At 32.6% G+C, this 26091-nt stretch carries 23 protein-coding genes; 17 read left to right on the top strand and 6 right to left on the bottom strand.

All coding sequences use genetic code 11. The features are described 5' to 3' along the window. The first annotated feature begins 8 nt into the window (after positions 1-8). The 5 genes from Q0409_RS04335 to Q0409_RS04355 all read left to right on the top strand — a co-directional run bounded on the left by Q0409_RS04335 (position 9) and on the right by Q0409_RS04355 (position 8787). On the top strand, positions 9-1733 hold the full coding sequence (locus Q0409_RS04335) for a Na+/H+ antiporter NhaC family protein (RefSeq protein ID WP_298535471.1): 1725 nt from the start codon (positions 9-11) through the stop codon (positions 1731-1733). Between the two features lie 243 nt (positions 1734-1976). Continuing rightward, positions 1977-3464, top strand: coding sequence for a sodium-dependent transporter (locus tag Q0409_RS04340; RefSeq protein WP_298535473.1), 1488 nt, complete (start codon positions 1977-1979; stop codon positions 3462-3464). A gap of 265 nt (positions 3465-3729) precedes the next feature. Continuing rightward, positions 3730-6150, top strand: a complete 2421-nt coding sequence (locus Q0409_RS04345) for a sodium-dependent transporter (RefSeq protein ID WP_298535475.1) — start codon at positions 3730-3732, stop codon at positions 6148-6150. A 210-nt stretch (positions 6151-6360) separates the two neighbouring features. Continuing rightward, entirely contained in the window at positions 6361-6891 is a 531-nt protein-coding gene (locus tag Q0409_RS04350) for a hypothetical protein (protein ID WP_298535477.1), read from the top strand. Between the two features lie 81 nt (positions 6892-6972). After that, on the top strand, positions 6973-8787 hold the full coding sequence (locus Q0409_RS04355; protein ID WP_298535480.1) for a thiamine pyrophosphate-binding protein: 1815 nt from the start codon (positions 6973-6975) through the stop codon (positions 8785-8787). A gap of 35 nt (positions 8788-8822) precedes the next feature. On the opposite strand, the gene Q0409_RS04360 is transcribed toward Q0409_RS04355, so the two are convergent. The 4 genes from Q0409_RS04360 to Q0409_RS04375 all read right to left on the bottom strand — a co-directional run bounded on the left by Q0409_RS04360 (position 8823) and on the right by Q0409_RS04375 (position 11971). Continuing rightward, entirely contained in the window at positions 8823-9182 is a 360-nt protein-coding gene (locus Q0409_RS04360) for a hypothetical protein (RefSeq protein WP_298535483.1), read from the bottom strand. Positions 9183-9207: 25 nt separating this feature from the next. Next, a complete protein-coding gene (locus Q0409_RS04365) occupies positions 9208-9948 on the bottom strand; it encodes a hypothetical protein (protein WP_298535486.1) in 741 nt (246 codons plus the stop codon). A gap of 98 nt (positions 9949-10046) precedes the next feature. Further along, a complete protein-coding gene (locus Q0409_RS04370) occupies positions 10047-10532 on the bottom strand; it encodes a GerW family sporulation protein (RefSeq protein ID WP_298535488.1) in 486 nt (161 codons plus the stop codon). Positions 10533-10828: 296 nt separating this feature from the next. Continuing rightward, complete coding sequence (locus tag Q0409_RS04375; protein ID WP_298535490.1) at positions 10829-11971, bottom strand: alanine--glyoxylate aminotransferase family protein; 1143 nt, start codon at positions 11969-11971, stop codon at positions 10829-10831. Between the two features lie 277 nt (positions 11972-12248). Here Q0409_RS04375 and Q0409_RS04380 point away from each other — a divergent pair, with 277 nt between their 5' ends. The 5 genes from Q0409_RS04380 to Q0409_RS04400 all read left to right on the top strand — a co-directional run bounded on the left by Q0409_RS04380 (position 12249) and on the right by Q0409_RS04400 (position 17711). Further along, positions 12249-13331 carry a metallophosphoesterase gene (locus Q0409_RS04380; RefSeq protein WP_298535492.1) on the top strand — a complete coding sequence of 361 codons (1083 nt, stop codon included), beginning with the start codon at positions 12249-12251 and terminating at the stop codon, positions 13329-13331. A 48-nt stretch (positions 13332-13379) separates the two neighbouring features. After that, on the top strand, positions 13380-14645 hold the full coding sequence (locus Q0409_RS04385; protein ID WP_298535494.1) for an aldo/keto reductase: 1266 nt from the start codon (positions 13380-13382) through the stop codon (positions 14643-14645). 185 nt (positions 14646-14830) lie between these two features. Continuing rightward, positions 14831-15619, top strand: a complete 789-nt coding sequence (gene surE / locus Q0409_RS04390) for a 5'/3'-nucleotidase SurE (protein ID WP_292787778.1) — start codon at positions 14831-14833, stop codon at positions 15617-15619. Positions 15620-15676: 57 nt separating this feature from the next. Beyond that, positions 15677-16414 carry a 6-hydroxymethylpterin diphosphokinase MptE-like protein gene (locus Q0409_RS04395; RefSeq protein WP_298535499.1) on the top strand — a complete coding sequence of 246 codons (738 nt, stop codon included), beginning with the start codon at positions 15677-15679 and terminating at the stop codon, positions 16412-16414. Between the two features lie 169 nt (positions 16415-16583). Next, positions 16584-17711 (top strand): ORC1-type DNA replication protein, encoded by a 1128-nt coding sequence (locus tag Q0409_RS04400; RefSeq protein WP_298535536.1) that lies wholly within the window; start codon positions 16584-16586, stop codon positions 17709-17711. A gap of 121 nt (positions 17712-17832) precedes the next feature. On the opposite strand, the gene Q0409_RS04405 is transcribed toward Q0409_RS04400, so the two are convergent. Further along, positions 17833-18300 (bottom strand): archease, encoded by a 468-nt coding sequence (locus tag Q0409_RS04405; RefSeq protein ID WP_298535501.1) that lies wholly within the window; start codon positions 18298-18300, stop codon positions 17833-17835. Between the two features lie 254 nt (positions 18301-18554). On the opposite strand from Q0409_RS04405, the gene Q0409_RS04410 reads away from it, so the two are divergent. The 4 genes from Q0409_RS04410 to Q0409_RS04425 all read left to right on the top strand — a co-directional run bounded on the left by Q0409_RS04410 (position 18555) and on the right by Q0409_RS04425 (position 22843). Further along, on the top strand, positions 18555-18743 hold the full coding sequence (locus tag Q0409_RS04410) for a hypothetical protein (RefSeq protein ID WP_295607006.1): 189 nt from the start codon (positions 18555-18557) through the stop codon (positions 18741-18743). A 518-nt stretch (positions 18744-19261) separates the two neighbouring features. After that, positions 19262-20710 (top strand): RtcB family protein, encoded by a 1449-nt coding sequence (locus tag Q0409_RS04415; RefSeq protein WP_298535504.1) that lies wholly within the window; start codon positions 19262-19264, stop codon positions 20708-20710. Between the two features lie 145 nt (positions 20711-20855). Next, positions 20856-21629, top strand: coding sequence for an S-methyl-5'-thioadenosine phosphorylase (gene mtnP / locus Q0409_RS04420; protein WP_298535507.1), 774 nt, complete (start codon positions 20856-20858; stop codon positions 21627-21629). Positions 21630-22132: 503 nt separating this feature from the next. Then, the gene (locus tag Q0409_RS04425; protein WP_298535509.1) at positions 22133-22843 is read left to right on the top strand and encodes a hypothetical protein; all 711 of its coding nucleotides are present in this window, start codon (positions 22133-22135) and stop codon (positions 22841-22843) included. Positions 22844-22990: 147 nt separating this feature from the next. Here the strand turns inward: Q0409_RS04425 and Q0409_RS04430 are convergent, their stop codons facing one another. Continuing rightward, entirely contained in the window at positions 22991-23185 is a 195-nt protein-coding gene (locus Q0409_RS04430) for a helix-turn-helix transcriptional regulator (RefSeq protein ID WP_298535512.1), read from the bottom strand. 185 nt (positions 23186-23370) lie between these two features. On the opposite strand from Q0409_RS04430, the gene Q0409_RS04435 reads away from it, so the two are divergent. The 3 genes from Q0409_RS04435 to Q0409_RS04445 all read left to right on the top strand — a co-directional run bounded on the left by Q0409_RS04435 (position 23371) and on the right by Q0409_RS04445 (position 26064). Next, the gene (locus Q0409_RS04435) at positions 23371-23670 is read left to right on the top strand and encodes a DNA-binding protein (RefSeq protein WP_298535515.1); all 300 of its coding nucleotides are present in this window, start codon (positions 23371-23373) and stop codon (positions 23668-23670) included. A 434-nt stretch (positions 23671-24104) separates the two neighbouring features. Beyond that, on the top strand, positions 24105-25253 hold the full coding sequence (locus Q0409_RS04440; RefSeq protein ID WP_298535517.1) for a tocopherol cyclase family protein: 1149 nt from the start codon (positions 24105-24107) through the stop codon (positions 25251-25253). 121 nt (positions 25254-25374) lie between these two features. Then, the gene (locus Q0409_RS04445; protein ID WP_298535520.1) at positions 25375-26064 is read left to right on the top strand and encodes a diacylglycerol/polyprenol kinase family protein; all 690 of its coding nucleotides are present in this window, start codon (positions 25375-25377) and stop codon (positions 26062-26064) included. Positions 26065-26091 lie beyond the last annotated feature (27 nt).

The raw sequence follows: 26091 nt of genomic DNA on the forward strand, positions 1-26091 counted from the left end.
GTGTGATTATGGAAATGAATAGAAATTTAAAAATTGGATTGATTGTAGCTATTTCTGTAATAGCTCTTTTCGTTTTATCCTTGCTAATTACCAATGCACCAGCTGGGGACGATAATGCAGTTCGTTTCGGTATTTTAACTCTCTTACCGCCTCTTGTGGCTATTGCTTTAGCATTCATAACCAAAGAGACTATTTTATCTTTGTTTATTGGGGTTTTCGTTGGAGAATTTATGGTTTCTGTTAACGATTTAAACATTATCAGTTCTGCTATCAATGCATTTTTAGCAATGGGTACTCAAATTATATCTTGTATGGCTGATCCATGGAATGCAGGTATTATCCTTCAATGTTTACTTATTGGTGGTATCATCCAATTAGTAACAAAGATGGGTGGTGCAAAAGCTTTAGCAGATGAATTTGCTAAACGTGCTGACACTCCTAGAAAAGCTCAATTATTCACTGAACTTTTAGGTTTATGTGTATTCTTTGACGATTACGCTAACTCTTTAATTGTAGGTCCTATTATGAGACCTGTTATGGACAAACTTCACGTATCCAGAGAAAAATTAGCATTTGTAGTAGACGCAACTGCAGCTCCTGTTGCAGGTATTGCTATTATTTCTACCTGGATTGGTTTAGAACTCAGTTTAATTACTCAAGGTTTCCAATCCATTGGAATGAATGTAAGTGGATTCGGTATATTTTTACAAACTATTCCATTTAGATTCTATAACATTTTAATCTTAATATTCATTGTTATCTCTGCACTCACTTACTATGAATTCGGACCAATGAAAGAAGCAGAGAAAAAAGCTCGTGCTAGAAAAGAAGATGAACCCGTCGAATCTCTTGAAGCAACCAGTTTTGATGATGTTAAACCGGTTGAAGGTATTAAATTATCCGTTTGGAATGCAATTATCCCTATTGGTGTATTGATTGTCGGTGCGCTTATTGCATTCTACTGGAGCGGTTATACCACTATCTTAGGTGGAGAAGATCAAGCTTTAATTACCTTAATGAAAACCTCTCCATTATCATTCAGCGGCATATTTGAAGCATTAGCAGCTTCTGATGCATCTGTTGCTTTGTTCCAGGCAGCATTGCTTGCTTCCATTGTAGCTATCCTCATGGCAGTGCTCCAAAAAATCATGTCCATCGAAGAAGCTATCAGTGAATGGGTAGGCGGTATGAAAACTATCGTTATCACTGGTGTAATCTTACTCCTTGCTTGGTCCTTAGGTGGAGTTATTGGTGAATTAGGCACTGCTGATTATTTAGTAGGTGTATTGGCAGGTGCAATACCTATATTTATCTTACCAACATTAATCTTCGTTTTAGGTGCTTTGATTTCCTTTGCAACAGGTACTTCATATGGTACTATGAGTATTTTAATGCCATTAACCATTCCTCTTGCTTGGGCAGTAAACCCTGAAATGGGCTTTGTAATCGTATGTACCAGTGGTGTATTGACTGGAGCTATCTTTGGTGACCACTGTTCACCAATTTCAGATACCACAATTTTATCCTCTATGGGTACAAGCTGTAACCACATTGACCACGTAAGTACTCAGATATACTATGCAATATTCGTTGCAGCTATTGCTATCATATTCGGTTACATCCCTGCGGGATTCGGTATCCAATGGTACATTTCAATCCCTGTAGCTATTGTAGTGATGTACATCGGATTAAGAGTACTTGGTGAAAAAGTACCTTTTGATGAAGTTGCTTAAATATGATTTTTACTTAAATGGTTAAATCCATTTAAGTTCTTTTTCTTTTTTATTTTTATTTTTCAATACATTATTTTTTATAATTCTAATTAACCCTATTTTTTATCAAAATACTTAATTATTTTAACAAGTTTTATTTACTAGTTTCAAGTAATATATTCTTATTAAACTTTTATTATAATTTTATATTGTTATTATAATTTTGTACTGTTATTATATTTTTATTATTTATATGTGATTTTTATGGCGTCTGAAAAGTCTGTGTGGGATAGTAACATTGCCTTTGTTTTGGCAATGATTGGTTCTGCTGTTGGTTTAGGTAATATTTGGCGTTTCCCAAATGTTCTTTATTCCAATGGTGGGGGATCATTCATGATTCCTTATATAGTATCTCTATTTATTTTAGGAATCTCCTTTGTTTTAGTGGAATATGCAGTAGGATTTAAATTCAAAACATCCTTGTCCAAGATATTTTTCACCATCAAGTCTAGATTGGAACCTATTGCTTGGTTCATCATATTGGTTGTATTCTTAATCACAACTTATTATGTTTGTGTAGTTGCTTGGGACTTGATATATGTTGCTTTGAGTTTAACCAAGGCATGGGGTGCAAATCCTGATTTGTTCTTTACAGTTAGTGTTTTGCATGCATCTGATTCCCTTTCAGGTATTACTGCTATTGTTCCATGGGTTTTCATATCTGTTTTCCTTGTTTGGTTAAGTTCATGGGCTATTGTTCAAAAAGACTTGAATGAGGGTATTGGTAAAGTAAGTAAAATACTATTGCCTGTCTTAGTTGTAATTGTAATTGTGATTGTTGCATTTTCCTTGACTTTACCTGGTGCTTCAATAGGTTATACTCAGATATTCACTCCAGATTGGTCTGCATTAACCAATTTGAACGTCTGGTTAGCAGCATTCGGTCAAATCGTATTCTCACTTAGTTTAGGCATGTCCATTGCACTTACCTATGCAAGCTACCTTCCTGAGGATTCCAAATTAACTGACAATGCTTTGATTGTAGCATTTTCCAACTCTGGATTTGAAGTGTTCAATGCAATTGGAATCTTCTCAATCTTAGGATTCATGACTTTAACCAGTGGAATTCCATTCAACGAATTGGTTACTGAAGGAACAGGTTTGGCATTTGTTGTTTTCCCAAAGGTATTTAATGTAATGGGTCCTTGGGCATCTGTTATTGGACCATTATTCTTCTTATGTATCTTATTTGCAGGTTTAACTTCTCTAATTGCTCTCCTTGAAGTGGCTTCATTTGCAATTTCTGAAAAATTTGGCTTTTCAAGAAGAAAATCCGCAACTTTGGTATGTGTTGTTGGATTCTGCATATCCTGCTTATTTGCAACTGCTGCAGGAAGTTATCTCTTAGGAATCTTTGATGCATTCCTAAACAACTTTGCATTGCTATTCGGTGTATTCCTTGAATGTATAATATTCGGTTGGATATACAATTTCGATGAGCTTGTTGAAGTCTTAAACAGCCATTCATCCATTCAAATGGATCCATTCTGGAAGATTATTATCAAATATATACTGCCTGTTTGCATATTTGTATTGTGGGCTCAAGGAGTTTACAGCACTATCTTAACTGGAGACACTACAAGCCATATGATTATGCTTGCTTTAGCTATTGTTCTTGTGGTTGTTCCAATAGTATTCACTCTATTGCCTGCAAAGAATGAGGATTATTACAAGCCAATTCAAGATGATTAAAATTAATAATCATCTTTTTATTTTTTATTTTTACTTTTTTCTTACTATTTTCACTATTTTTACTATTCTTATCATTTTAGGCATTTTTACTTTTTCCATTATTTTTTCTCATTTTATATTTTTCATAATTTTTTTTTAAAATAAGCAAATTTTTTAAATAATTAAAACTTTAATATATTATATAATAATAAAATTCTAAAATTAAATTATTTATGAGATGTAATTTAAAATAAAAAAATGATTATTCTTATTGATGTGATGTAAGATGGGTGATGAAATTATAGGAAATAGATGGGATAGTTCAACAGGCTTCCTAATAGCTATGATAGGAGCCATTATTGGGCTGTCTGGAATTTGGAAATTTTCTTATCTTATGTATGAAAATGGTGGAGGAACATTCCTCATACCATATATTTTAGCTATTGTAATCATGGCCATCCCTATTTTAGTATTGGAATTCGGTGTGGGTTTCAAGTTCAAGTCAAGTCTGCCTAAGGTATTTTATAATATCAAGTCAGAGTTTGAAATCATAGCATGGTTTATAGTGTTCTTGATTTTTATCGTGCTGATTTATTATACATGCATAATGTCTTGGGACCTTATCTATATTGTACTTAGTTTATTTAAAGGATGGGGCAGTAATCCTAGTGTTTTCTTTACAACAACATTGCTTCACAGCACCTCCAATCCATATGGGCTAACTTATCTTGTAGTTCCTATTGGAGTAGGCTTGATAGTAATATGGGGTTTGATTTATTTATTCTCCCGTAAGGAAATCAACAAGGGAATCTTGACAATCAGTAAAATATCTTTGATATTGTCCTTTGTATTGTTGATTGGCATGTTGCTTTTTGCTCTTCAATTGCCGGGCTCCCGTACTGGAATAATGGCATTGTTCAATCCAAATTGGTCTGTGCTATTGGATTTGAATGTATGGATAGCGGCATTTGGTCAATTGATATTCTCATATGGTTTAGGATATGCAATTGCAAGTACATATTCCTCTTATTTGGATGACAATGCAAAACTGATTGACAATGCATGGATCATTGTTTTGGTAAGTCTTGTCTTTGAAGTGTTGGTTTCAGTTCTCCTATTCGCAATCATGGGATATATGGCATTAGGAAGAAATATTCCAATCACCAGCTTAGTAAGTGATGGATTTTCATTGATATTCGTTGTTTTCCCTAATGTATTCAATATAATGGACCCATGGGTTTATATGGTTGCTCCAGCATTTTTCTTGCTTATATTTGTTGGAAGCTTAAGCACTGTCTTAGCATTAATCGAACCATTGTCCAATGCAATAAGCGAAAAATTCGGATGGACAAGGGATAGGGCTGTCAGGCAGCTTGTTTTAGTTGGTTTGTTCCTGTCATTCATATTTGCAACTGGAATGGGTGAATACCTTTTAAGAATTACAGACTCATTCATAACTCAATTTGCAATTATATTGGGAGTTCTTCTTGAAATAATCGTTTTAGGTTGGGTTTTTGATATTGAAGACATACGTTCAGTCTTAAATGGCAATTCCTATATTAAAGTGGATAAATCTTGGATAATTACTATTAAATTCATCCTTCCAATAATTTTGACCATTATTTGGATTTTAGGGGTTTACAATTTAATTCTTGTTGGAGATAGACAAAGCTTGCTTGTACAGTCAGTTATCGCTTCAATATTTGTGCTTGTTCCTTTAGCTTTAACAGTTATCCCTTATAATGGAGATTATTCTCTTGATTTCTCCGATAATAAAGGTGGAATGAACTACTTCAAGGAAAAGGAATATGTTGAAAAGACTATTGATGATTATGCAGAAGAAGATCATAATTCATTATTTGATAAGAACGGTTCATTTGTAAGTCCTTATAAGTCCTTAAGGAACAGGTTCAAAAGGGAAGATAATGATGGTGAGGAGTTTGAAGATGCTGTTGATGAAAGCAAATCAAAATCCAGAAGATTGGATAGGTTTGGAAGTTCAAGGTCCAAATCAGGTAAAAATGTCTTAAGGAATGTTGATTTGTCATCTGAAGAGTTTGATTCCCCTTATGATGAAGACTTTGATGATAAGTATAATCGCTATGATTATGATGATTCAGATTATGGTGCAGAGGATTCCCCTTCAGATAATGGCAAAAGGAAATCAAAATCATTATTTGATAAAATAAACATGTTCAATAGGGATAAGGGCGAATCTGATTTGGATGATGAATTTGAAGATGTGAGCTTTGATGATGATTTCGGTGGTGGAGATTACATAGCCCCTATTAGGGATGAAGAAGACACTAAAAAACCAAAACATAGATTTAAAAGCTCTAAGGATGCAGACGTTTTTGACAATTTGGATGATTATGTTGAAAAGCCTAAGGCTAAGGCCAAACCTAAATCCAAATCAAAAGCCAAAGTTAAGTCCGAATCTAAGTCTAAGGCTCTTAAAAAACCTAAAGTTGAAGAACCGCCGGAAGAGGAGTATGAGGATTTCAGTGATGATTTCTTTGATGATGGTGTATTTGGTGATGAGGGATACGAATCACTTTTGGATGATTATGTTGAAAAACCTAAAACTAAACCTAAATCATCTAAAAAGAAATCCAAATCTGTTAAAAGAGAATCAAGTGAGGATGAAGATAGATATTATGACTATGAAGGAAAAGGGGCAGATTCTGTTTTCAATTTAGATGACTAATCCACCAATCTTTTTGACCAAAACTTTTTCCTAAGTTGTGAGTATTTATTTTTATTTATAATTTTTCATCTTCTTTCTTTATTTCTATTTTTATTTTTTTCATTTTTTATATAAATCTAACTATTTTTATAATTATTTTATAATTATTTTATAATAATATATATAAAGATGAAAACATAATTAATAATATCTTAAAGAAAGGTGTATTATATGGATAAAAAAATGGCTATTCTAATAATTGCTGTATTTTGTTTATTATGTGTAGGTTCATACTTGATATTTGAACCAGGCAGGGATGTCACTTATCATCAAGTCAATTTAACAAATTCATGCTCTGCTAAAGTTCCAGTAACTGATCAAGTGTCCGAATATACCGATAATCTGGACATTCATTATTATTCTGATTACGATTATGGTCTCAACATTACCAGCTTTAACAATGGGTCCCCAGTTACAGGATCACAAGGGCTTCTAAGATTTAACAATATTAAAAAAGAAGTCTTAGGTACTGAAAAAGCAAAAAATGGCAATTTCACTTATTATAAGAACAATAAGCTTGGAACTTACACTGTATTTGTTGAGGATAAAATGTCAAATAACTTTATTTTAATGTCCTCAAAGGATTTAACCATTTTAAATACAGTTTATGATAGTTTAGAGGCAAGAATCGTTGTAAATGATTATGAGTTGCAACAGATGTATTCAAACAATACCTCTAACAATTCATCTCGTTATTATTAAGCTTTCAATTTTTTTAATTTAACATTTTAATTTTAATACAAACTTTTTTAAATTTTTTAATTTTTCATCCAATGTGATAATATGAATACTGCAGAAGCATTAATCAAATTGCTTGAAGATGATGGTGTTAAACATATATTTGGGCACCCTGGAGAACAGATACTCCCTTTTTATAAGGCTTTGAAGGATTCTTCAATAGAGCATATTTTAACAAGGCATGAACAGGGAGCGGCTCATGCAGCAGATGCATACGCTCGTTCATCAGGCAATTACGGATTATGCATTTCCACTGCAGGTCCTGGTGCTATGAACTTAGTTATGGGAGTCGCTACTGCCTTTAAGGATTCTGTACCTCTTCTTGTCATTACTGGAGATAATGATTATTCCAAAAAGGATGAGGATATTTTTCAAAATTCACCAATCAACAGTGTTTTTGAAAACATAACCATCAAGAGTTTTCATCCTTATTCTGGAAAATCAGCTATTTTTAATTTAATTGAAGCTTTAGTCATGCTTCACAAATATCCTAAAGGGCCAGTTCATATTAACCTATCAAAAGATGTTCTCCTTGAAGGCATTGATTTGAATGATGTTGACTTGAAAGAAATGATTGATTCTTTTAATCATGATATTTTTGAGGGTATTGATTCCAATTTGGAAATATTTGATGAAAAAATTTCCAGTTTTGATGATTTCCATGAATTGATAGATGTCTTTGATAATCACTTCATTTATTATGGTGGAAAATTAGTGTTGGATGATGATTTTTCTAAGAATTTTAACTCTTTTTCAAAAAATAATGCGAGTGATGTAGATAACAATATCGACTTAGCTATTGATAAATTCAAACTTTCACGAAAACCATTAGTCGTTGTAGGAAATGGTATAGTTTGGGGTAAAGCTATCGATAAATTAAGCATTTTTGTAAGTAAAACATGGTCACCTATTGCTACTACTTTTCACTCTAAAGGAATCATCAGTGAAAGCGATAAATTGAACCTTGGCATTGTTGGTCTTAGGGGAACTTCACTTGCTAATTATGCATATGAGAATTCAGACTGCATTCTTGTTTTAGGTGCAAAATTATCTGAAAGGACAATTGCATCCTGCGGGTATGATGATGTCAAGGATAAGATAATCCATGTGAATATTGATGATGATTGCCTTAAGGGTAATATTGACATTTCCATGGATGCATCAGACTTTTTGGATTTATTGCTGAGAGAAATAGAATCTAAGGATTATAAGAATAATGAATTTATATTGTATAATGATTGGATCAATGAAATTTACTCTCATTATGAAGAGTTGATTGTTGATGGAATTGATGATGTTGAGGATAATTACATTCCATTGAGGCCACCTTATGCAATCAATAAGATAGTGAATGCATTCAAAGGTAGCTATTTCCTCTCAGATGCAGGAACTCATACAACCTGGACAACCTTGCTTTCCAAAAATGATAGGTTTGGAAAACTCTTGTTTTCAGGAGGATTTGGGCCAATGGGTTATGGTTTGCCTGCTTCCATTGGTGTAGCTATTGCCCATCCTGATGATCAAGTCGTTGTCATATGTGGTGATGGAGACATTCAGATGGTCATTCAGGAATTGGCTACCATTAGGGAATATGACTTGAATGTGAATATTTTCATTATAGACAACTCTCAATTAGGCATCATTCGCCAATGGGAAGAAACAGTTTATGATATGGATAAATATCAAATTGATCTCTCAAATCCGAATTTTGCCAAATTGGCTGAAGCTTATGGAATCGATTCAATGAGAGTTGAATCTAGAGATGATCTTGATTTGGCTATTGATGAGGCGTTTAGTTCCAATCATCCATTTTTGGTTGATGTATGTGTATGTGAAGAGAATATTCCTTTGCCTAAATAAGATTTTCAACTATAAAATTCCTATCCCATCTTTTTTCAATTTTTAGTTTTTTCTCTTTCAAGGAACTCTTTTAATAACTGGTTTTTATTTTTTTCAATAAATAGGGTATATTTTTCATCAATTGATTCAATTTGCCAGTCCAATTCACTATTATTTTTAGTTTCTAATAGGTAAGCTATTGGTTCAATGTCTAGATGGGATATAGAATTTTCAGTGTTTTCATTATTCATCAATTTTTTTAGCTTATCTATTTTGCTTTTGGATGGGTTCACGTCAATTGAAATGATGTCTACTTTGAAAATAAAGTATATGTTATCATTGAATACAGGAACAGCTTCGCTAAACTCGTAAAATGTTTCTTTTTTAAAGCTATTCATTATTTCCTTTCCATCCATTTAAATCACTTGTTTTTTTGTTTAGTTATTTTTCTTCTTTTTGTGAATTGTCACTTATTGGCTCTTTTTCTTTTTTATCTTTAGATTTCTTTTGTCTATAGAGTTCTTTAATCAGTTCTCTAATGTTCTTTTTAGTTAATAAGACTAAACTATAAATCAATAAGAGCAGAATATTTATTTTTAGTTCTATCTTTCCTTCAAAATCAGTTATTATTTCGTTAAATCTAGGCTCTACACTTAGTTGTGTTGGTTTGGAGCGGTTTACAATAGCGCCTATTGACCAGATCCAACTTGCTATTTTTACAGTGGTTGCATGGTCGCTAAGACCAATTATTAGATTTCCTTCAAGTTTCTTTAAATCGATTGCTTTTAGAATATCTTTCAAGAAGCTTTTCAGTTCCTCTTTGGATTTATTTAGCTCTTTTAAGAGGGGTTTGATTTCTTCATATTTCTCTTTCAAACCTTTCTTATCTTCCTTGTTTTCTTCCTCTTCTTCTCCAGATTCAGATTTTTCTTCAGATTTTTTCTCATCTTCCTCTTCAGTTTCTTCTAAATCTTCATCTTGCTTAGGCATGATGCTATCGATTATTTCTTTAGTGCCTTTTCTTGTAAAAATAGCTATTTTTAGCATAGTTACTTTAAATTCATATTTAACTATGCCTTTCTCTTTTTCAACGGTTAAAAATAGTCTTATTCCGTTGTATAAAATTATTAAAAATATGAGGATTAAGGCGATTAGGATAATTAAAAAAAGATTGAAGTTCATTTCATCGCCTTTTCATATTGTTTTTAGTTTTAATATTTTAATATTTTAATATTTTTAATTTATTTTTATTAGATATATCTTATAGATTGATGATTTATTTATTCCTCATCATCCACTTCAATGTCTAATCCATCTTCAACTTCGTCAACTATGTCTTCAGCTTTTTCCTTAATTTCTCCGTCTTGGATTTCAACTTCAGTAACATCGTCGACATTTATGTATTTGTCATCTTTATTTTTTGATGGGATGACATCTTTTAGGATATCGGTTAAAATCAATCCTAATTCGTTTAAACTTTTGTTAGCATTATTTCCTTTTGATAAATTTATGGTTCTGATTCCATCTGCACCGCTGTTTCCTTTTGATACAACGACCATGGTTACAGGTTCAACACTTACACCAGCACCAGTAGCGGTTATTTGTTGTCCAGCTTTCTGTTCTCCTATACCGAACCCTATTGCTGCTTTAGTTACTGGAATCAATATTTTATCTTCACTTTCAATAGGTTCTCCAACATAATTGCTAATGTGGATAAGTTTTCTTAATTCTTCTACAGTTGATTTAATTGGTGCTTCATCAATCATTATTTAACTCCTTGTTTTTATCAATATTCTATAATTTTTAATTATGGTTTGCTATTAACATATAATATATTATATTTTTTTAATATACTTTTTTTACTATTTACATTTATATGTTGGATACATTGATATGTTAAAAATACATTCCATATGTTAAAATTATATTACATTCTATATAAATGTTTCTAAGCTTGAGTTAATTTTTTGAAAAAGAGATGCTTGATTTGAAAATTTAAAAGTAAAAATAAAATTAGTAGTAATACAAGAAAAATAAAAAAAGAAAAAAAGAAGAAATGGGTTTAAATGTAATGATCAGCAAGAGCTGCTACACCTGCACCTGCATCTTCAACTAAGCCTAATCCTTTTAAGGTTAATCCTAATGCAGTAAATGTAATAGCCAATTCTTGGTAATTGATTACACCCATGTGTCCAATTCTGATGATGTTTCCTTTAAGATGGTCTTGTCCACCAGCTAATTGAACTTTGTATTTGTTTAACATGGTTCCTCTGATATCATCGTCAGTTACACCTTCAGGGATGTTTACTGCAGTTACAGTTGCAGAGGATACAGCTTCATCAGGGAACAATTCGAGACCTAAAGCTTTAACAGCATCTCTTGATGCAGCTGCTGCTTGGTGGTGTCTTGCTACACTGTTTTCAAGTCCTTCTTCATGAATGACTTCAAGTGCTGCTTTTAATCCGTAAATCAATGAAACTGATGGGGTGTAAGGAGTTTGAGCAGGAGTTTTGTTACCGTTTGCTCTGTATTTAGGCATGTTTAAGTAGTAGTTGTTAGGTTCAACTTTTTCACATGCTGCCCATGCATCGTCATTGAAGGTAATAGCTGCAAGTCCAGGTGGTGCAGCGAGACATTTTTGAGATCCGGTTACACAAGCGTCGATGTGGAACTTGTCTACATCAACATAGTCTCCACCTAAGGATGATACAGTGTCTACAATGAATAATGCATCGTGGTTTTTCATGACTTCCCCTACTTCTTGAATAGGTGCAGCCACTCCAGTGGAGGTTTCGTTGTGGACCATGGTTACTGCCTTGATGTCTTCATCTGCTTCTAAAGCTTCTTCCACTTGGTCAGGGGTTACAGCAGTTCCCCATTCAACATTTAAAGGGACTGATTCAATTCCGTGGTAGTTTGCAATTTCTGCAAATCTTTCTCCGAATTTTCCTCCGATAACATTCAATACTTTGTCTCCTCTGTTAACAAGGTTGGAAAGAGCTGCTTCCATTGCAGAAGTTCCTGAACCAGTAAGGATGTAAGAATCATTTTTGGTTTGGAAAGTTTTAGACATTAACTGAGTGGTTTCAGTATAGATTTCTCCGAATTCGTCTCCTCTGTGGTTTACAACAGCTTTTCCCATTGCTTGCAATACTCTTGGGTCAGCGGTTGTTGGACCAGGGAGCATTAATAATATTTCGTTCATTTAGTTTCCTCCAATTAAAAATTGAGCTTGATAAATTGAATTTTATTAGTTTTTATAAAATTAATAAGTTATAGATTAAATTAAATATTTTTTAAAATTATTTAAATTCAAGCTTATAGTAATCTTTATTATTTATACTTTTTAAATATTGTGCCGGCACTTTATTTTCTTATTTTTTTCTTTAGTTTTTTGCACTTCATTTCTCTCAAAATTACTTAAGTTATTCACGGTAATTTTTATAAATGACTTTATAAAGAATATAAATAGAGGTTTTCTTATGAGCTTTAGAACAAGAAGGGTATTGTTTTCCACTCCACTAATTGCAATATTTGAGTTTTTCCTTATGAAATACCTGTTTTTGTTGTTCGGCGGATTAGATGACTTGTACATATTCTTCTTAACTGCATTGTTCATTATACTGAACACTGTTCCTATGCTCTTTGAAGAGAGAAAATCAAGATTCATCACACGTCTTCTGGATGGAATATCTGGAATTTGGATTTGGATGTCCTTGTTTTTCTTCTTTGATATCGTTCTGATTTATGCTCTTGGAGCTTTCATGGAACTTCCATTTTATGTTATTGTTCTCTTGCTTCTCTTGGTTCCTATAGTAACAGTCTATAGCTATTGGCATGCTCATAAGATCATTGTTCATGAGAAAACCATTGAATTGGACAATATTAACCAAGATATAAACATTCTTCATCTTTCAGATGTTCATTATGGTTCCATTAGGCATAAGAAACATATTTTGGATTTAGCGAATAAGATGAAGGAAATAGAAAATCGATGCGATTTGGCCATCATTTCCGGAGACCTTGCTGATGGGTCCTGCATTGTTGAAGAGGATGATCTTCTTCCTTTGAAAGATGTGAATATTCCTATTGTATTCACTCCAGGAAACCATGATTTTTATCCGGGAATTGAAAATGTTTACAATGCATGCAGGAAAGCAGGAATTATTATATTGGACAATGAAGGAAGGTCATTCAAGGATTTGAACATCTTTGGATTGACTTACAGTTTTGATGAAATTGAAACTGTAAGTGCTGATGAATTATTGTCCTTTGTTGATGGTGCTAAAGTCAATGTCATCAATTACCATGTTCCTCAAAATTGGGAGGAATTTTCAAGCTTAGGCTTTGATATCCAATTGTCCGGCCATACCCATGGAGGACAGTTTTATCCAGTTGTTTGGATAGGAAATTTAATCATGTATAATATGGGCTTGTTTAAAAAGAATATTGATGGAAAAGATAAGTATTTGCATGTTACAACTGGTGTAGGTTCTATGGATTATCCCTTTAGATGGGGAACCGATTCTGAGCTTGTTATTTTAAAATTAAGGCCTAAAAATTAAGCAATCTTTGTATTAGCTTGTCAAGTTTCTAATTGTTTATGTGATAAAATGAATAAAAGAATTGTAAAAAGAAATGGGGATGAATTGTTTCCACTTGGGCTTGGAGCAATGAGGCTTGCCACAAAGAACAATTCAATTGATAAGGAAGTCTCAAAGGAATACATTCTATATGCAATTGAAAATGGAGTGAATTTCATTGATACCGCTTATGCCTATCATGGTGGAGAAAGTGAAACATTTTTAGGGGATATCTTAAGTCTCACGGATTCTGAAGGAGTTAAGTATAGGGACAGAGTAAAGCTATCCACTAAATTGCCTTCCTGGATGGTAAGGTCCAGAGAGGATATGGATGCATTTTTAAATGAGCAGTTAAGAAAGCTTAAAACAGATTCAATTGACTATTATTTTGTTCATAATGTTGACTTGTCAAGTGTAATGAGACTTAAGGACTTGGGATTGTATGAGTTTTTGGAAAAGGCAAGAGCTGATGGAAAGATAAGGAATATGGGATTTTCCTATCATGGATCTCCTAATGAGTTCAAAACATTGCTTGATGATTTTGATTGGGATATGGTTCTTGTCCAGTACAACTATTCAGATGTCAATGCTCAGGCAGGAATTCGTGGAATCCAATACGCTTATGAAAAGGACATTGCAGTGTTTGTCATGGAGCCTTTGAAAGGTGGAATTCTTGCAGGAGAATTGCCTGAAAAGGTTCAAAACCTATTCGATAGTGTTGATTCCAACAGGTCTGCTGTTGATTGGGCTTTTAGCTGGATCTTGAATCAAAAGGAAATCACATGTGTTCTATCTGGTATGGGCTCTCTTGATCAGATCAAGGAGAACATGGCAATTGCAGGCAGAGTTGAAATCGATTCATTGTCTGAAGATGAAAAGGATGTATTGAAGCAGGCACAGGATATTTTTGACTCAATGATGAAGATCAATTGTACAGGTTGCGGCTATTGCTTGCCTTGTCCTAAAGGAGTAAACATTCCAGATTGCTTTAAGATTTACAATGAAAAATACTTATTTAATAAGAAAGGAATTGGGCCTATTTCCAATGCCATGATGAATTATTATATGGTTGTTGGAGGAGTGGCAAACAAGCAAGCGAGTGCTGGTCTTTGCAATCATTGCGGAAGATGCAAGAGATTATGTCCTCAGTCATTGGATATTCCAAATGAATTGGATACTGTAAAGTCTGAATTTGAGCTATTTGGATTCAATTATCAGATTAAATTTGTTAAAAACATTGCAATGCCTTCAATAAATAGGATTTCTAAAGTTTTTGACTTCTTTAAGAATTCTTAATTTTCTTTTTTTATTTTTCATTTTTTCATTTTAGGGGAAGTTTTTTTCTTTTTTCTATTTTTTCATTCTATTTTTTTATTTTATTTTCCATTTTTCATGAAATCATTTAAGAATTTATAAGTATTATTAAAAATATAATATTATCAAGAAAAATTATTCTTTAAAAAAATTCTAAGAGGCTTTTTATGAAAACTATTTTAATATCCAATGATGATGGTGTTCTTGGTCCAGGTATTTTAGCTACAAAGCAAGCGCTTGAGGGCATTGCAAATACTGTTGTTGTAGCCCCTCAGGAAAACAATAGCGCTGTAGGCCGTAAAGTCAATATAATGAAACACATGTATTTGGACAAGTATGAATTGGCTGATGGTAGCGAAGCTTATGGATTGTCTGGAACTCCAGCGGATTCAGTTAATGTAGGTGTTAATTATGTTTGTGATGAAAAGCCAGATCTTGTTGTAACTGGAATCAATCCCGGAATAAACATCAGCAGATTACAGATTACCACATCTGGAACTGTCTGTGCAGCACTTGAAGCTGTAGGTCTTGGAGTGCCAGCTATTGCATGCTCATTGTTCTTGGATGACGATTGCTTCAAGCAGGATGAAGAGGGCAATTGGTACGTTGATACAGATTATAGCTTTGCTCAAGAGATTCTTGCTAAAGTGGTTAAGAAAGTGTTGGATGAAGGTCTTCCAGAGGGAGTTGATCTATTTAACTTGAATATTCCATCCAAGCCATCATCTGACAAGATTAAGATAACAACTCTTGCAGATAGGATGTTGGACTTCAATATTCTTGAAAGAGTGGATGATGATGGAAACGATACAGTAATGAATGTTCCTCAACTGGTTGAAGATTATGAAGAGGGAACAGATGGATATTGTCTTTTGGTTGAAAGAAGACCTAGTTTGACTCCTTTAAGTGTCAGTTTTGGTGGTAAAATCAGTAATTTAGAGGATTGGGAATTTTAATTTTTAAATTATAATCATAATCATTAATTATTAAGGCATTAATTATAAGGTGTAAATATGGATTTTAATGAATGGGAAGGATGGTATAAGGAAATCCTTGATACTCTCGGATTTTCAAGAGAAGGTGATGAGAATACTGCAGCATTGTTAGATAAGATTCTTGATGAAAAAGGTTGCTTGACCATTGAGCAATTCTTTGATGAAATGATGGAGAAAAAAGACACTTCAAAATTCATTGTTGTTGGTGCGGGTCCTTCCATAAAGAAGCATATTAAATATGTAAAGGAAAATTATGACTTGAATGATTACCTTATTGTTTCTGCAGATGGCGCTACCACTGCAATGCTTGAAGATGATCTTGTTCCAGACATTGTTGCTACTGACTTAGACGGCAAGATGGATGATTTGTTAGCTGCAAATTCATTAGGGTCTTATTTTGTAATCCATGCTCATGGAGACAATGAAGAGCTTATTAATACCTACACTACCCGTTTTGATAAGATTCTTGGAACCACTCAATCCAAGCCTATAGGTCATTTATACAACTTTGGCGGATTTACTGATGGTGATAGGGCAATGTTTTTCACTCTTGCATTAGGATGTAAAGAAATGGTTCTTGCAGGAATGGACTTTGGAACAACTGTAACCAAATATTCAAGACCTAACATTGAAGGGCCAACAGGTCCTGCAGATGAGGTTAAAACCAAAAAGCTAATCTTTGCAGAGAGATTGCTTGCTTGGATAAAGGAAAACACTGATGTAAAAGTGATTAATTTAGTTGATATTGACAAGTAATCATTTTTCTCACTTTTTATTTTTCTTTTCCATTTTCCTTATTTTCTTATTTTATTCTTTTATTCCCTTATTCTCTTTTTTCAATAATTTTTATGAATTTTCTTTTTTTATTAAAATTTGTATGTCATTATTCAAAATTAAAGAACTTTTTTATATAAGTTAACATATAATAAACTATATGGCAATAGAAGATATTTTGATGGGAGATGAAACATTATTCCAAAACATAAATGCATTTAATCCTGATTATATGCCTGAAAACTTTAATTTTAGGGACAGCCAAATGGAAGGGATGGCTATGTGCATTAGGCCAGCCATTCAAGGCGGACGCCCTACCAATTCAGTGATTATGGGATCATGCGCTACAGGGAAAACAACAGCGCTTAAAAAGGTTTTTGAATTGGTTGAACACACCACTGATAAGGTGGTTTGCTGTTACATTAATTGTCAATTGCACACAACACGTTTTGGAATCTTTTCTCAAATTCATAAAAAATTATTTGGACATCAACCTCCAGAAACAGGAGTTCCTTTTTCAAGAGTGTATGAAAAAGTCATGAACAAGCTTTCTGCTGACAATAAAGCATTGGTTGTTGCTTTTGATGATGTTAATTACTTATTCCAAACCCAACATGCAAATAAAATATTTTATGATATTTTAAGGGCTTATGAAGAATTTGAAGGAGTAAGAACAGGTATTTTTGCAATTCTTTCAGATTTGGAATTCAGATATGCTCTTGACAAGAATGTAAATACTGTATTCATTCCTCAAGACATTACATTCCAGCCATACACTTACTCTGAAATATTCAGCATTCTTCAAGATAGGGCTAGAGCGGGATTCTATCCTGGAGTGATTTCAGATGAAATCATTGAAGAAATAGCTAATCACACCATTGAAGTGGGAGATTTAAGGGTTGGAATTGACCTTCTTAGAGTATGTGGTAATATTGCAGAAGCAAATGCAAGCAGATCCATTACTTTAGAGCATGTTGAAGAAGCAGTATCCAAACAAGGTTCCATTAATTTGATGGAAACTATCAATTCCTTAAATGACATTGAAAGGACTTTGCTAAGGGCAGTTGTTGATAGTGATGAAATATTGACTGCTGGTGATTTGTCTAAACAGTTTAAGGAAGAGGCAGGAGTTAGTTATGCTACATTCAACAGGACTCTTGAAAAACTTGAATTCTTAAGATTGGTGGACACTAAGTTCACTGGAAAAGGAGTTAGGGGAAATTCAAGAGAAATCATTTTAAGATTTTCACCTGAGGATATTAAACGCTGCAATCTTTAGATTTAATATCCTACTTTTCAAACTTTTAAAAAAAGTTTGATCAAAACTGTTTCTTTTTTTTATTTTTTTATTATTCTTAATTAAAATTCTATTTTTTATTATTTTCAAAATGAATATAAAATCATAAGTCTAAAATAGCTCTAAGCTTAAAGACACCATCATCTTCTTTTACACACATCTTATGAAAAGTGATAGCCTTAACTTCAGATTTTGGGCTATGAACATTCCAATCTATTTCTTCACCGCAAGCAAAACAAGTCAATTTATAATTTTCTAGATTGGAAGACTCATCATCAACTATTTTTTCAATATTCACTTTAAAATCAGAAAAGAATAGGAACTCTGTATCCTGAAGGAATAAGAGCTCTTCTAAATAATCATATAAAAGAGAAACCAAATCCTCTGAAACTATTTCAAATTCTCTAGATTCATCTTTTTTTACCTTGCTTATGTCTGTTATAACATTGAACATAGCGAGCCCTGCATTTTCGTATGCTTCATTTAGGGATTTCCCATAGGCATGAAATCCAATGTCTGCAGTGACATCAAAATAATCATATTTATTAGATTTTGATTCATTATTTTCCATAGCTATGCACCAATATTATTTCATTATTAAGTTTATTATTAATTCTACCAATTAATTATTTAATTTTAATATTATATAAACTGCTTGAAAACCAATTGGAAAATTGTTTTCATTCCCAAATAAATACACTTGAAATCCAACCCCATATTAGTTTTCAAATGCTCTCTTTCTCTTTTTTTATATATGCTTTAGAACTTAGTAATATTACAGAGAGAAAATTTATAAGAAAACTTAAATTAAAATGAGGTGAAAAAATGATAAAACATACTAACAATAATTGTGACTTAAGAAGAAAAACCAGTATTATGGATCCTATGAACTTCCACAACCTTAGAATTGATTTTAAAGATTGCATGGTAATATTTGTAGTTCTTACAGTATTACTTTTATCTATTTTAGCTGTTAGCGCAGCTCCAAGCCCAGAAATGATGAGCTGGGTATAATTAAACAAATGAAACCAAACCCATTGTTTATTAAAGGATGTAACCATATAGGATAAAAACTACTAAAGATTTATGAATATTATCGTGCAATTTCTTAAAAAAGAAACATCTCATAAATATTTAGATTTTATAAATTACATAGTTTACATCCTTTAATCAATGTGTTTTTAGAATTAAAATTTTTATTTTTATTTTATCATTTTTTAAACACTAAAAACTCAATAACCATCATTTAATCCTTTACACCATACATCAATTTTTGCTTTTTTTAGATTCATTGAGATTATGAAATTTCTTAAACCATTTTTCAAATATTCCTTTTCTTGATTTTGTTAGTTTTAATTTTAACAATTAATTTTAAATGTATTATAAAACATAACTATAATATTATATTAAAAATTATATGGAATTTAATTAGAAGTTATATTAAATATAATTGAAATTCATAATTTTTATACGAAAAATTTTTATACAAACTTATTATTTAAATTGTTATTTTAACTTATTCAGTGATATTTATGTCAGTTAAAGAAAATCTTGAAAAGGTAAGAGACAATGTATGGGAACTCCCAAGCAGTTATAAAAAGGAAATGAGAGTTCCTGGAAGATTGTATCTTGATGATGAATCCGTTAAGGATATTGAAGAGGGAGCTCTTGAGCAAGTGGCAAATGTAGCTTGCATGCCTGGTATTCAAGGTGCGTCAATAGCTATGCCAGACATTCATTTTGGATATGGTTTCAGCATTGGTGGTGTAGGAGCTTTCAATTACAATAATGGTGTCGTAAGTCCGGGTGGAGTAGGTTTTGACATTAACTGTGGAGTTAGAATGCTTAGAACTAACTTGACAGAAGATGAAATCAAACCTAAGATTAAGGAACTTACTGAAGTATTGTTTAAGAACATTCCATCAGGTGTAGGAAGTAAAGGTCAAATCAGACTTAAGGATAATGAGATCAATGAGGTTTTAGACTACGGTGCTTGGTGGGCTGTAGAACGTGGATTCGGTTGGGAAGACGACCTTAAGTTCTTGGAAGAAAACGGTAGAATGAAGGATGCTGAATCCGCTGTTGTAAGTGATAAGGCTAAAAAGAGAGGAATTCCTCAATTAGGTTCATTAGGTTCTGGAAATCACTTCCTTGAAGTTCAAAAGATTGAAGAGATTTATGATGAAAATGTAGCAAAGGCATTTGGTCTTGAAGCAGGATCAATAGCCATCATGATTCACAGTGGTTCAAGAGGTTGTGGACACCAAATCTGTTCTGACTATTTAAGGCAAATGGATAAGGCTTATAGAAATTATAAAATCAATATTCCTGATAGGCAATTGGCTTGTGCACCTATTGATTCCAAAGAGGCACAAGGTTACTTGAAGGCTATGGCTGCTGGTGCTAATTATGCATGGGCAAATCGTCAAATGATGTCCCATTGGGTTAGAGAATCATTTGAGGAAGTGTTCTCCCGCAGTGCTGATGATATGGGCATGAGCACCATTTACGATGTTGCACACAACATCGCTAAAAAGGAAGTTCATAAGGTAAAAGGTTCCCATATGGAAGTTCTTGTTCACAGAAAAGGAGCTACTCGTGCATTTGGGCCTGGAAGACGTGAAATTCCTAAGGAATACAGGGATGTAGGACAACCTGTATTGATTCCTGGAACTATGGGTCCCGCTTCTTACATTTTGCATGGTACTGATGTCGCTATGGAAGAGACTTTCGGTTCAACCGCTCATGGTGCAGGAAGAGTCTTATCAAGAACTGCAGCTAAAAAACAATTCACTGCAGAAGGAATCGAGAAGGAATTGAATGCAAAAGGAATTCATGTAAAAGCAAATTCAGCTCCTGTTTTAGCTGAAGAGGCACCTGGTGCATACAAGAATGTTGATTCAGTTGTCAAAACATCTCACGATGCAGGAATTGCTAAATTAGTTGCAAAAGTTGTTCCTTTAGCAGTTACAAAAGGATAATATTATCCTTTTCTTATTTTATTTTGAATTTTTGATTTATTTATTAAAATAGTTTCTTAATTTGTTAAAATATTTTATACGTTTGTTAAAATGTTTTATTAATTTATTAAAATAATTATTTTTTTATTTTTGTTGAGGTTATCATATGATTGGAATTATTGGCGGTAGTGGAGTAGAGGAAATAAGTGAATTGGCGGATTCAACTGAAACTAAAGTTGTTGAGACTGAATATGGCTCTGTTGAGGTTTCCCTTTTAAGCATTGGGGATAAGACAGTTGCTTTCTTGCCAAGACACTCTGCAGGTCACACTTGCCCTCCACATAAAATCAATTTTAAGGCAAACATTATGGCACTTAAGGAGTTAGGAGTCACTCAGATCATGGCTACAAATGCTGTAGGTTCACTTGATTTGGATATTGGCCCAGGATCTATAGTTCTCCCAGATGACTTTTTGGATTTCACTGTAAATAGGGATAGGACTTTCTATGATAATGAGGTTATTCATATAGATATGACTGAACCCTTCTGTAACAGATTAAGAGGAGCTATTTTGGCTAATTCTGGATGTGTAAATGGGCCTGTGGTTGATGGAGGAACAATTGTATGTACCGAAGGACCAAGATTTGAAACTCCTGCTGAGATTAAAATGTTTGGCATACTTGGAGGATCAATTGTTGGCATGACCACCTTGCCTGAAGCGGTTCTTGCAAGGGAAAAGGAAATGTGTTATGCTCCTATAGCTGTTGTTTCCAATTATTCAACTTCCATTTCCCCCACTAAATTGAATACTGATGAGGTTTATGGGATAATGGCTAAAAAGAAAGGGGAATTAATTAAATTATTGTTCAACACAATCAAGGAATTGTCAAAAGAGTGTGATTGTGAGTGTCATCACATTTTAGATGATGCTCATATGTAGTTAAATTTTTTTTATAATTTTAATTAATTTTTTATTTTTAACTATTTTTTCTTATTTTATTGTGCTTTTTTTAGCTTTAATTTTATTTTTTTCAATAAATTCAAAACCTTTATATGCAACCAAGTTTATATAATTGTTACCATATCAACCACATAATCTAAAATTTTCAAGCATGTTAAAACGAGGGTGTTTTCATGTTTGGATTTAGTTATTATAGATTTAATGAAGGGGGCATGAACCTATAATTGTGGTTGATTACACCAATAGATCATCATAATAGAGTTTCATCATATTAAATCACTCCTATATTTCGTTTGTTCATAGTATCAACTCATTTGTGCCTTTGTATTTTGTTTGCATTTTTTCGTTATGATGATTTTTTGGGAGAACTTGGTTGGGATATTATTTAATAGGTTTCAAGGGGGCTTATTTTATAATGGGGTGGGTTGTTCTTATTTAACGTATTTTGTTGTCGAATGAATTTTCATCTGTGAGGTGTTTTAATGAATGATTTTGGTTTAGTGCAATTGATTTGGATTAAGAGATTGGTAAGTGAAACAGCTAGGATAAATACTTTAATTGAATGCAACAGATTATCTGAAAGAGACGTGAACAGATATAAATCTGTCATTTCAGCTATTGATGACTTCTGTGCATTTGTAATTAACTCCCAAAACTGGAGAGATGTCAAAAATATCTCAAGCATTGTTGATGAAGTTGAAATGGTTTTGTTCCAACATTTCTATGAACAGATAGGTGCTTTTGAAGATGAGGAAGTTCATTTGGATTTATCTGGTGGTGATGAAGTCAATCTCAGATTTGAAAATCCATTCATTGAGAATCAAAGGTTTGGTGTAATTGATGATAATGATTTTGAAAAGGTTATCAATGGGCCTGTATTGGAAGGGGATATTGTTGAAATCCCTAATGAGTTTGAATTTGAAATAAATGATGAAAATCCATTATTGGAGCTTTTTGACATGAAACCTGATGAGTCCCGTGAGATTTCTGTAGTGGATTTTATAAAGATCCTTACTCAAAATCAAGAAGGCCTCAGTTTCACTTTGGCTCCAGAAGCATTTCCAGATGAAGAGGATATCTTAAGTGAAGATGAGGAAGTTTCATTGGAGGAATTCATTGCACACCTTATTGATTTCAGCTCTTCAAAAGGCAGGGACTTCGGCATATTTGATTATAATGATGATTTTGATTAAATGAATTCATCATTTCTTTTTACTATTTTTTACTTATTTTAACTTGTTTTCACTATTTTTTCACTATTTTTTACTTATTTTAGCTTGTTTCAATTATTTTAAATTCATATCCTAAATTCAATTCTAAATTCTACTTTTAGTTTTCATTCATATTTCGCTAATGAATATGTCTTCTATTTTCACATCAAACTTATGGGCTATTTTAAAGGCAAGTTCAAGTGATGGATTGTATTTGTCATTTTCAATAGCCACTATGGTTTGTCTGCTGACTCCCAATTCATTTGCCAATTCCTCTTGGGTAATATTCTCAATGGCTCTGTAAATTCTTAGATTATTTCTCATATTTGCCCTCTTTTTTATAATTTGATTTGAATTTTAAAATATTATGTAAAGTTATATTTACTTATTATATAAATATATTTACTTTATGTTAAATATTATTTACTATTCCTATGTATTTATATAAGATTATGAATATATATTCAAAATGTAATTTGATATAAATAAAAAATAAGGTAGTTGATAATATGGAAAAAGCTTTAACTTTAAAATATACTTGTAAAGATTGTGGATTCACTTGGATTACCTTAAATGGTGAACACTCAATCTGTCCTAAATGTCACAGTGAAAATATTGAATTTCTAGAAGAAGTGAAAGATTTGGATATTGATGCAATTCTTGCTCATAATAAAAGGAGAGGTGGATGTTGCGGATCAGCACGTGGAAAAGGTCCTTTAACCTGTGGTAAACCTATGCCTGATCATGCTAATCCTAATATTCCACATCATAGCCATGATAAGAGAACTTGCTGTGGCTACAATGAATAAGTGATTCATTCATTGATTTAATGCTCATTTACCTTAAAACTAAAAAAAATGGATAATTAGTATTCAATAGTCAGTTATTCTTTCCTTTTTAATACCTCCTATTTCTGTTGGATATTAATTATCCCACTCAACCAATTTTTTCTTTTCTAATTTTTTTTATCAATTTTTTTAATTTAATATCTCGCTAACTTTTTATTTTTTAATTAAATTTTTATTTTCTATCCCTTTATTGTTAAATTCACTAAATTCACTATTTTATCTATTTTTTCTAGTTTCCAATTAAATAATAAAATATTTATTATAAAGATAATATAAATTAAAATATAAGACATTTAAGTTAGTTATTCTATAATACTTTTAATAATTAACTCATAAATTATTAGATTTATTGGATTTATCAAATAATTTAAATTATTTCTTTTGGAGGATTTTGAATGAATAAAAGTGATTTGAAAAGAGACCATTATATGTTGAAAGGTCCCCTTGCTAAGCAAGGTTATGACTGGTGGTGGCATTCTTTAACAGCTTACAATAAGGAAACTGGTGAACCAAGACCATTCTTTATAGAATACTTTGTATGTAACCCAGATTTAGCTGAAGATGAACCTACCTTAGGTCAAGACCCTAAAAACATTGAAGCGGGCAAAAGACCTTCTTACTGTATGTTAAAAGTTGGAGCATGGGGTAAAGAGCCTAAACAGATCCATAATTACTATTCCATGAAGGATTTCTCATGTCCTGATGACAAATTGGACATAAAGGTTGGAGAATACAGCTTGACTGAAACCCACATGACTGGATACTGTAAAGTAACTGAAGAGGAAGCACGTGAACATCCGGAATACATGTGTGATGCAGGAGAAATGAAATGGGACTTGGATATTGACAAGCAAATCGCTTTTAATGTAGGTTATGGTGCTAACAGTTTCTTTAGAAAATTAAATTCATTTGAAATGTTTTGGCATGCTGAAGGAATAAAGACCCAATACAGCGGTACCATTGAAATGGATGGTGTTGAATATGAAGTCATTCCTGAAAAATCCTTTGGATATGCGGATAAGAATTGGGGAGCAGACTTTACAAGCCCTTGGTTATGGATTTCCTCATGTAATCTAACAAGTTTAATCACTGGCAAAAAGCTCAATAATTCTGCTTTTGAAGCAGGCGGAGGAAAACCTAAGGCATTTGGAATTTCCCTTCCTCGTAAACTATTGATTGGATTATACTATGAAGGAAAAATGTATGAATACAACTTTGCAAGATTCTGGAACAATGTCCATCAAGAGTTTGGATTTAAGGAAGGCAAGGAAGAAAATGAATGGTTCATTAATGCAAGTAATTGGAACAGCAAAATTGAATTGAAACTATACTGCAAACGTGATGAAATGTTGCTTTTCAATTATGAGGCACCTACCGGTAAAAAACTTCATACCCGTCTTTGGAATGGTGGAAACGGTTACGGTGAAATCAAGTTGATGAAAAAGGATGGAACCTTGATTGACCATATCAAAATAGAAAATGCAGGTTGTGAATACGGAGAATATGATGATGACAGAACACATAATGTTATAGATGATAGATAAGTCATCTATGGCATTTATTTTTTTATCATATCCATTCCTTAATCGATTTAATATTTATTATTTTTATAATTTTTATATTATTTCAGTGTTTTATGATTAATTTTATTTCTAGAGAGATATTATGTTATTTAGTGATATAATTGCATTGATTATTGTTTATCTTTATGTAGTTGTCATATTCATATTGGCAGAAAAGGTTTTAAAGAGCAAGGCGGAAGTTTCACGTAAGTTTGTTCATATCATGGTTGGTAATATGATATTTGCCATGCCATTCTTCTCAGACCCTTCAATCTTGCTTTGGTTTATCACATTGCCTATAACAATTGCGCTATTCTTCTTGACAGAGTACTCACCAATCACAATCCATAATAGCGTAACTGAATCAGGTCATGCATTGGGATTGTTCTTCTATGCAGGTATTTGGTCAGTATTGCTTTTGATATTCCCAATTTTATTAGATCCTAATTTGCTTTGGATTGTAGCATTAGCTATTGTTCCTTTAGTATACGGTGATGGATTTGCAGCGCTTGTCGGTGCAAAATGGGGAAAAATCAAATACCATGTATTCGGTGGAGAAAAAACCATTGCAGGTTCCCTTGCAATGCTTGCAGTAACTGCAGTTTTATCCGTATTCGTATGGGTATTTTATGGTGCAATGGGATACACACTTCCAGAACTTAATTTCTGGTACATATTGATTATTTCTGCAATTGCAACTGTTGCTGAAGCTATCAGTTATGGCGGTATTGATAACCTTACTGTACCTTCTGTAACCGCGATTTTATACTATTTGGTTGCAACTGTATTATAAAATGTTATCACTTATTGTGATAACCTT

This window comes from uncultured Methanobrevibacter sp. (genome assembly GCF_937898925.1).
Taxonomy (GTDB): domain Archaea; phylum Methanobacteriota; class Methanobacteria; order Methanobacteriales; family Methanobacteriaceae; genus Methanobrevibacter.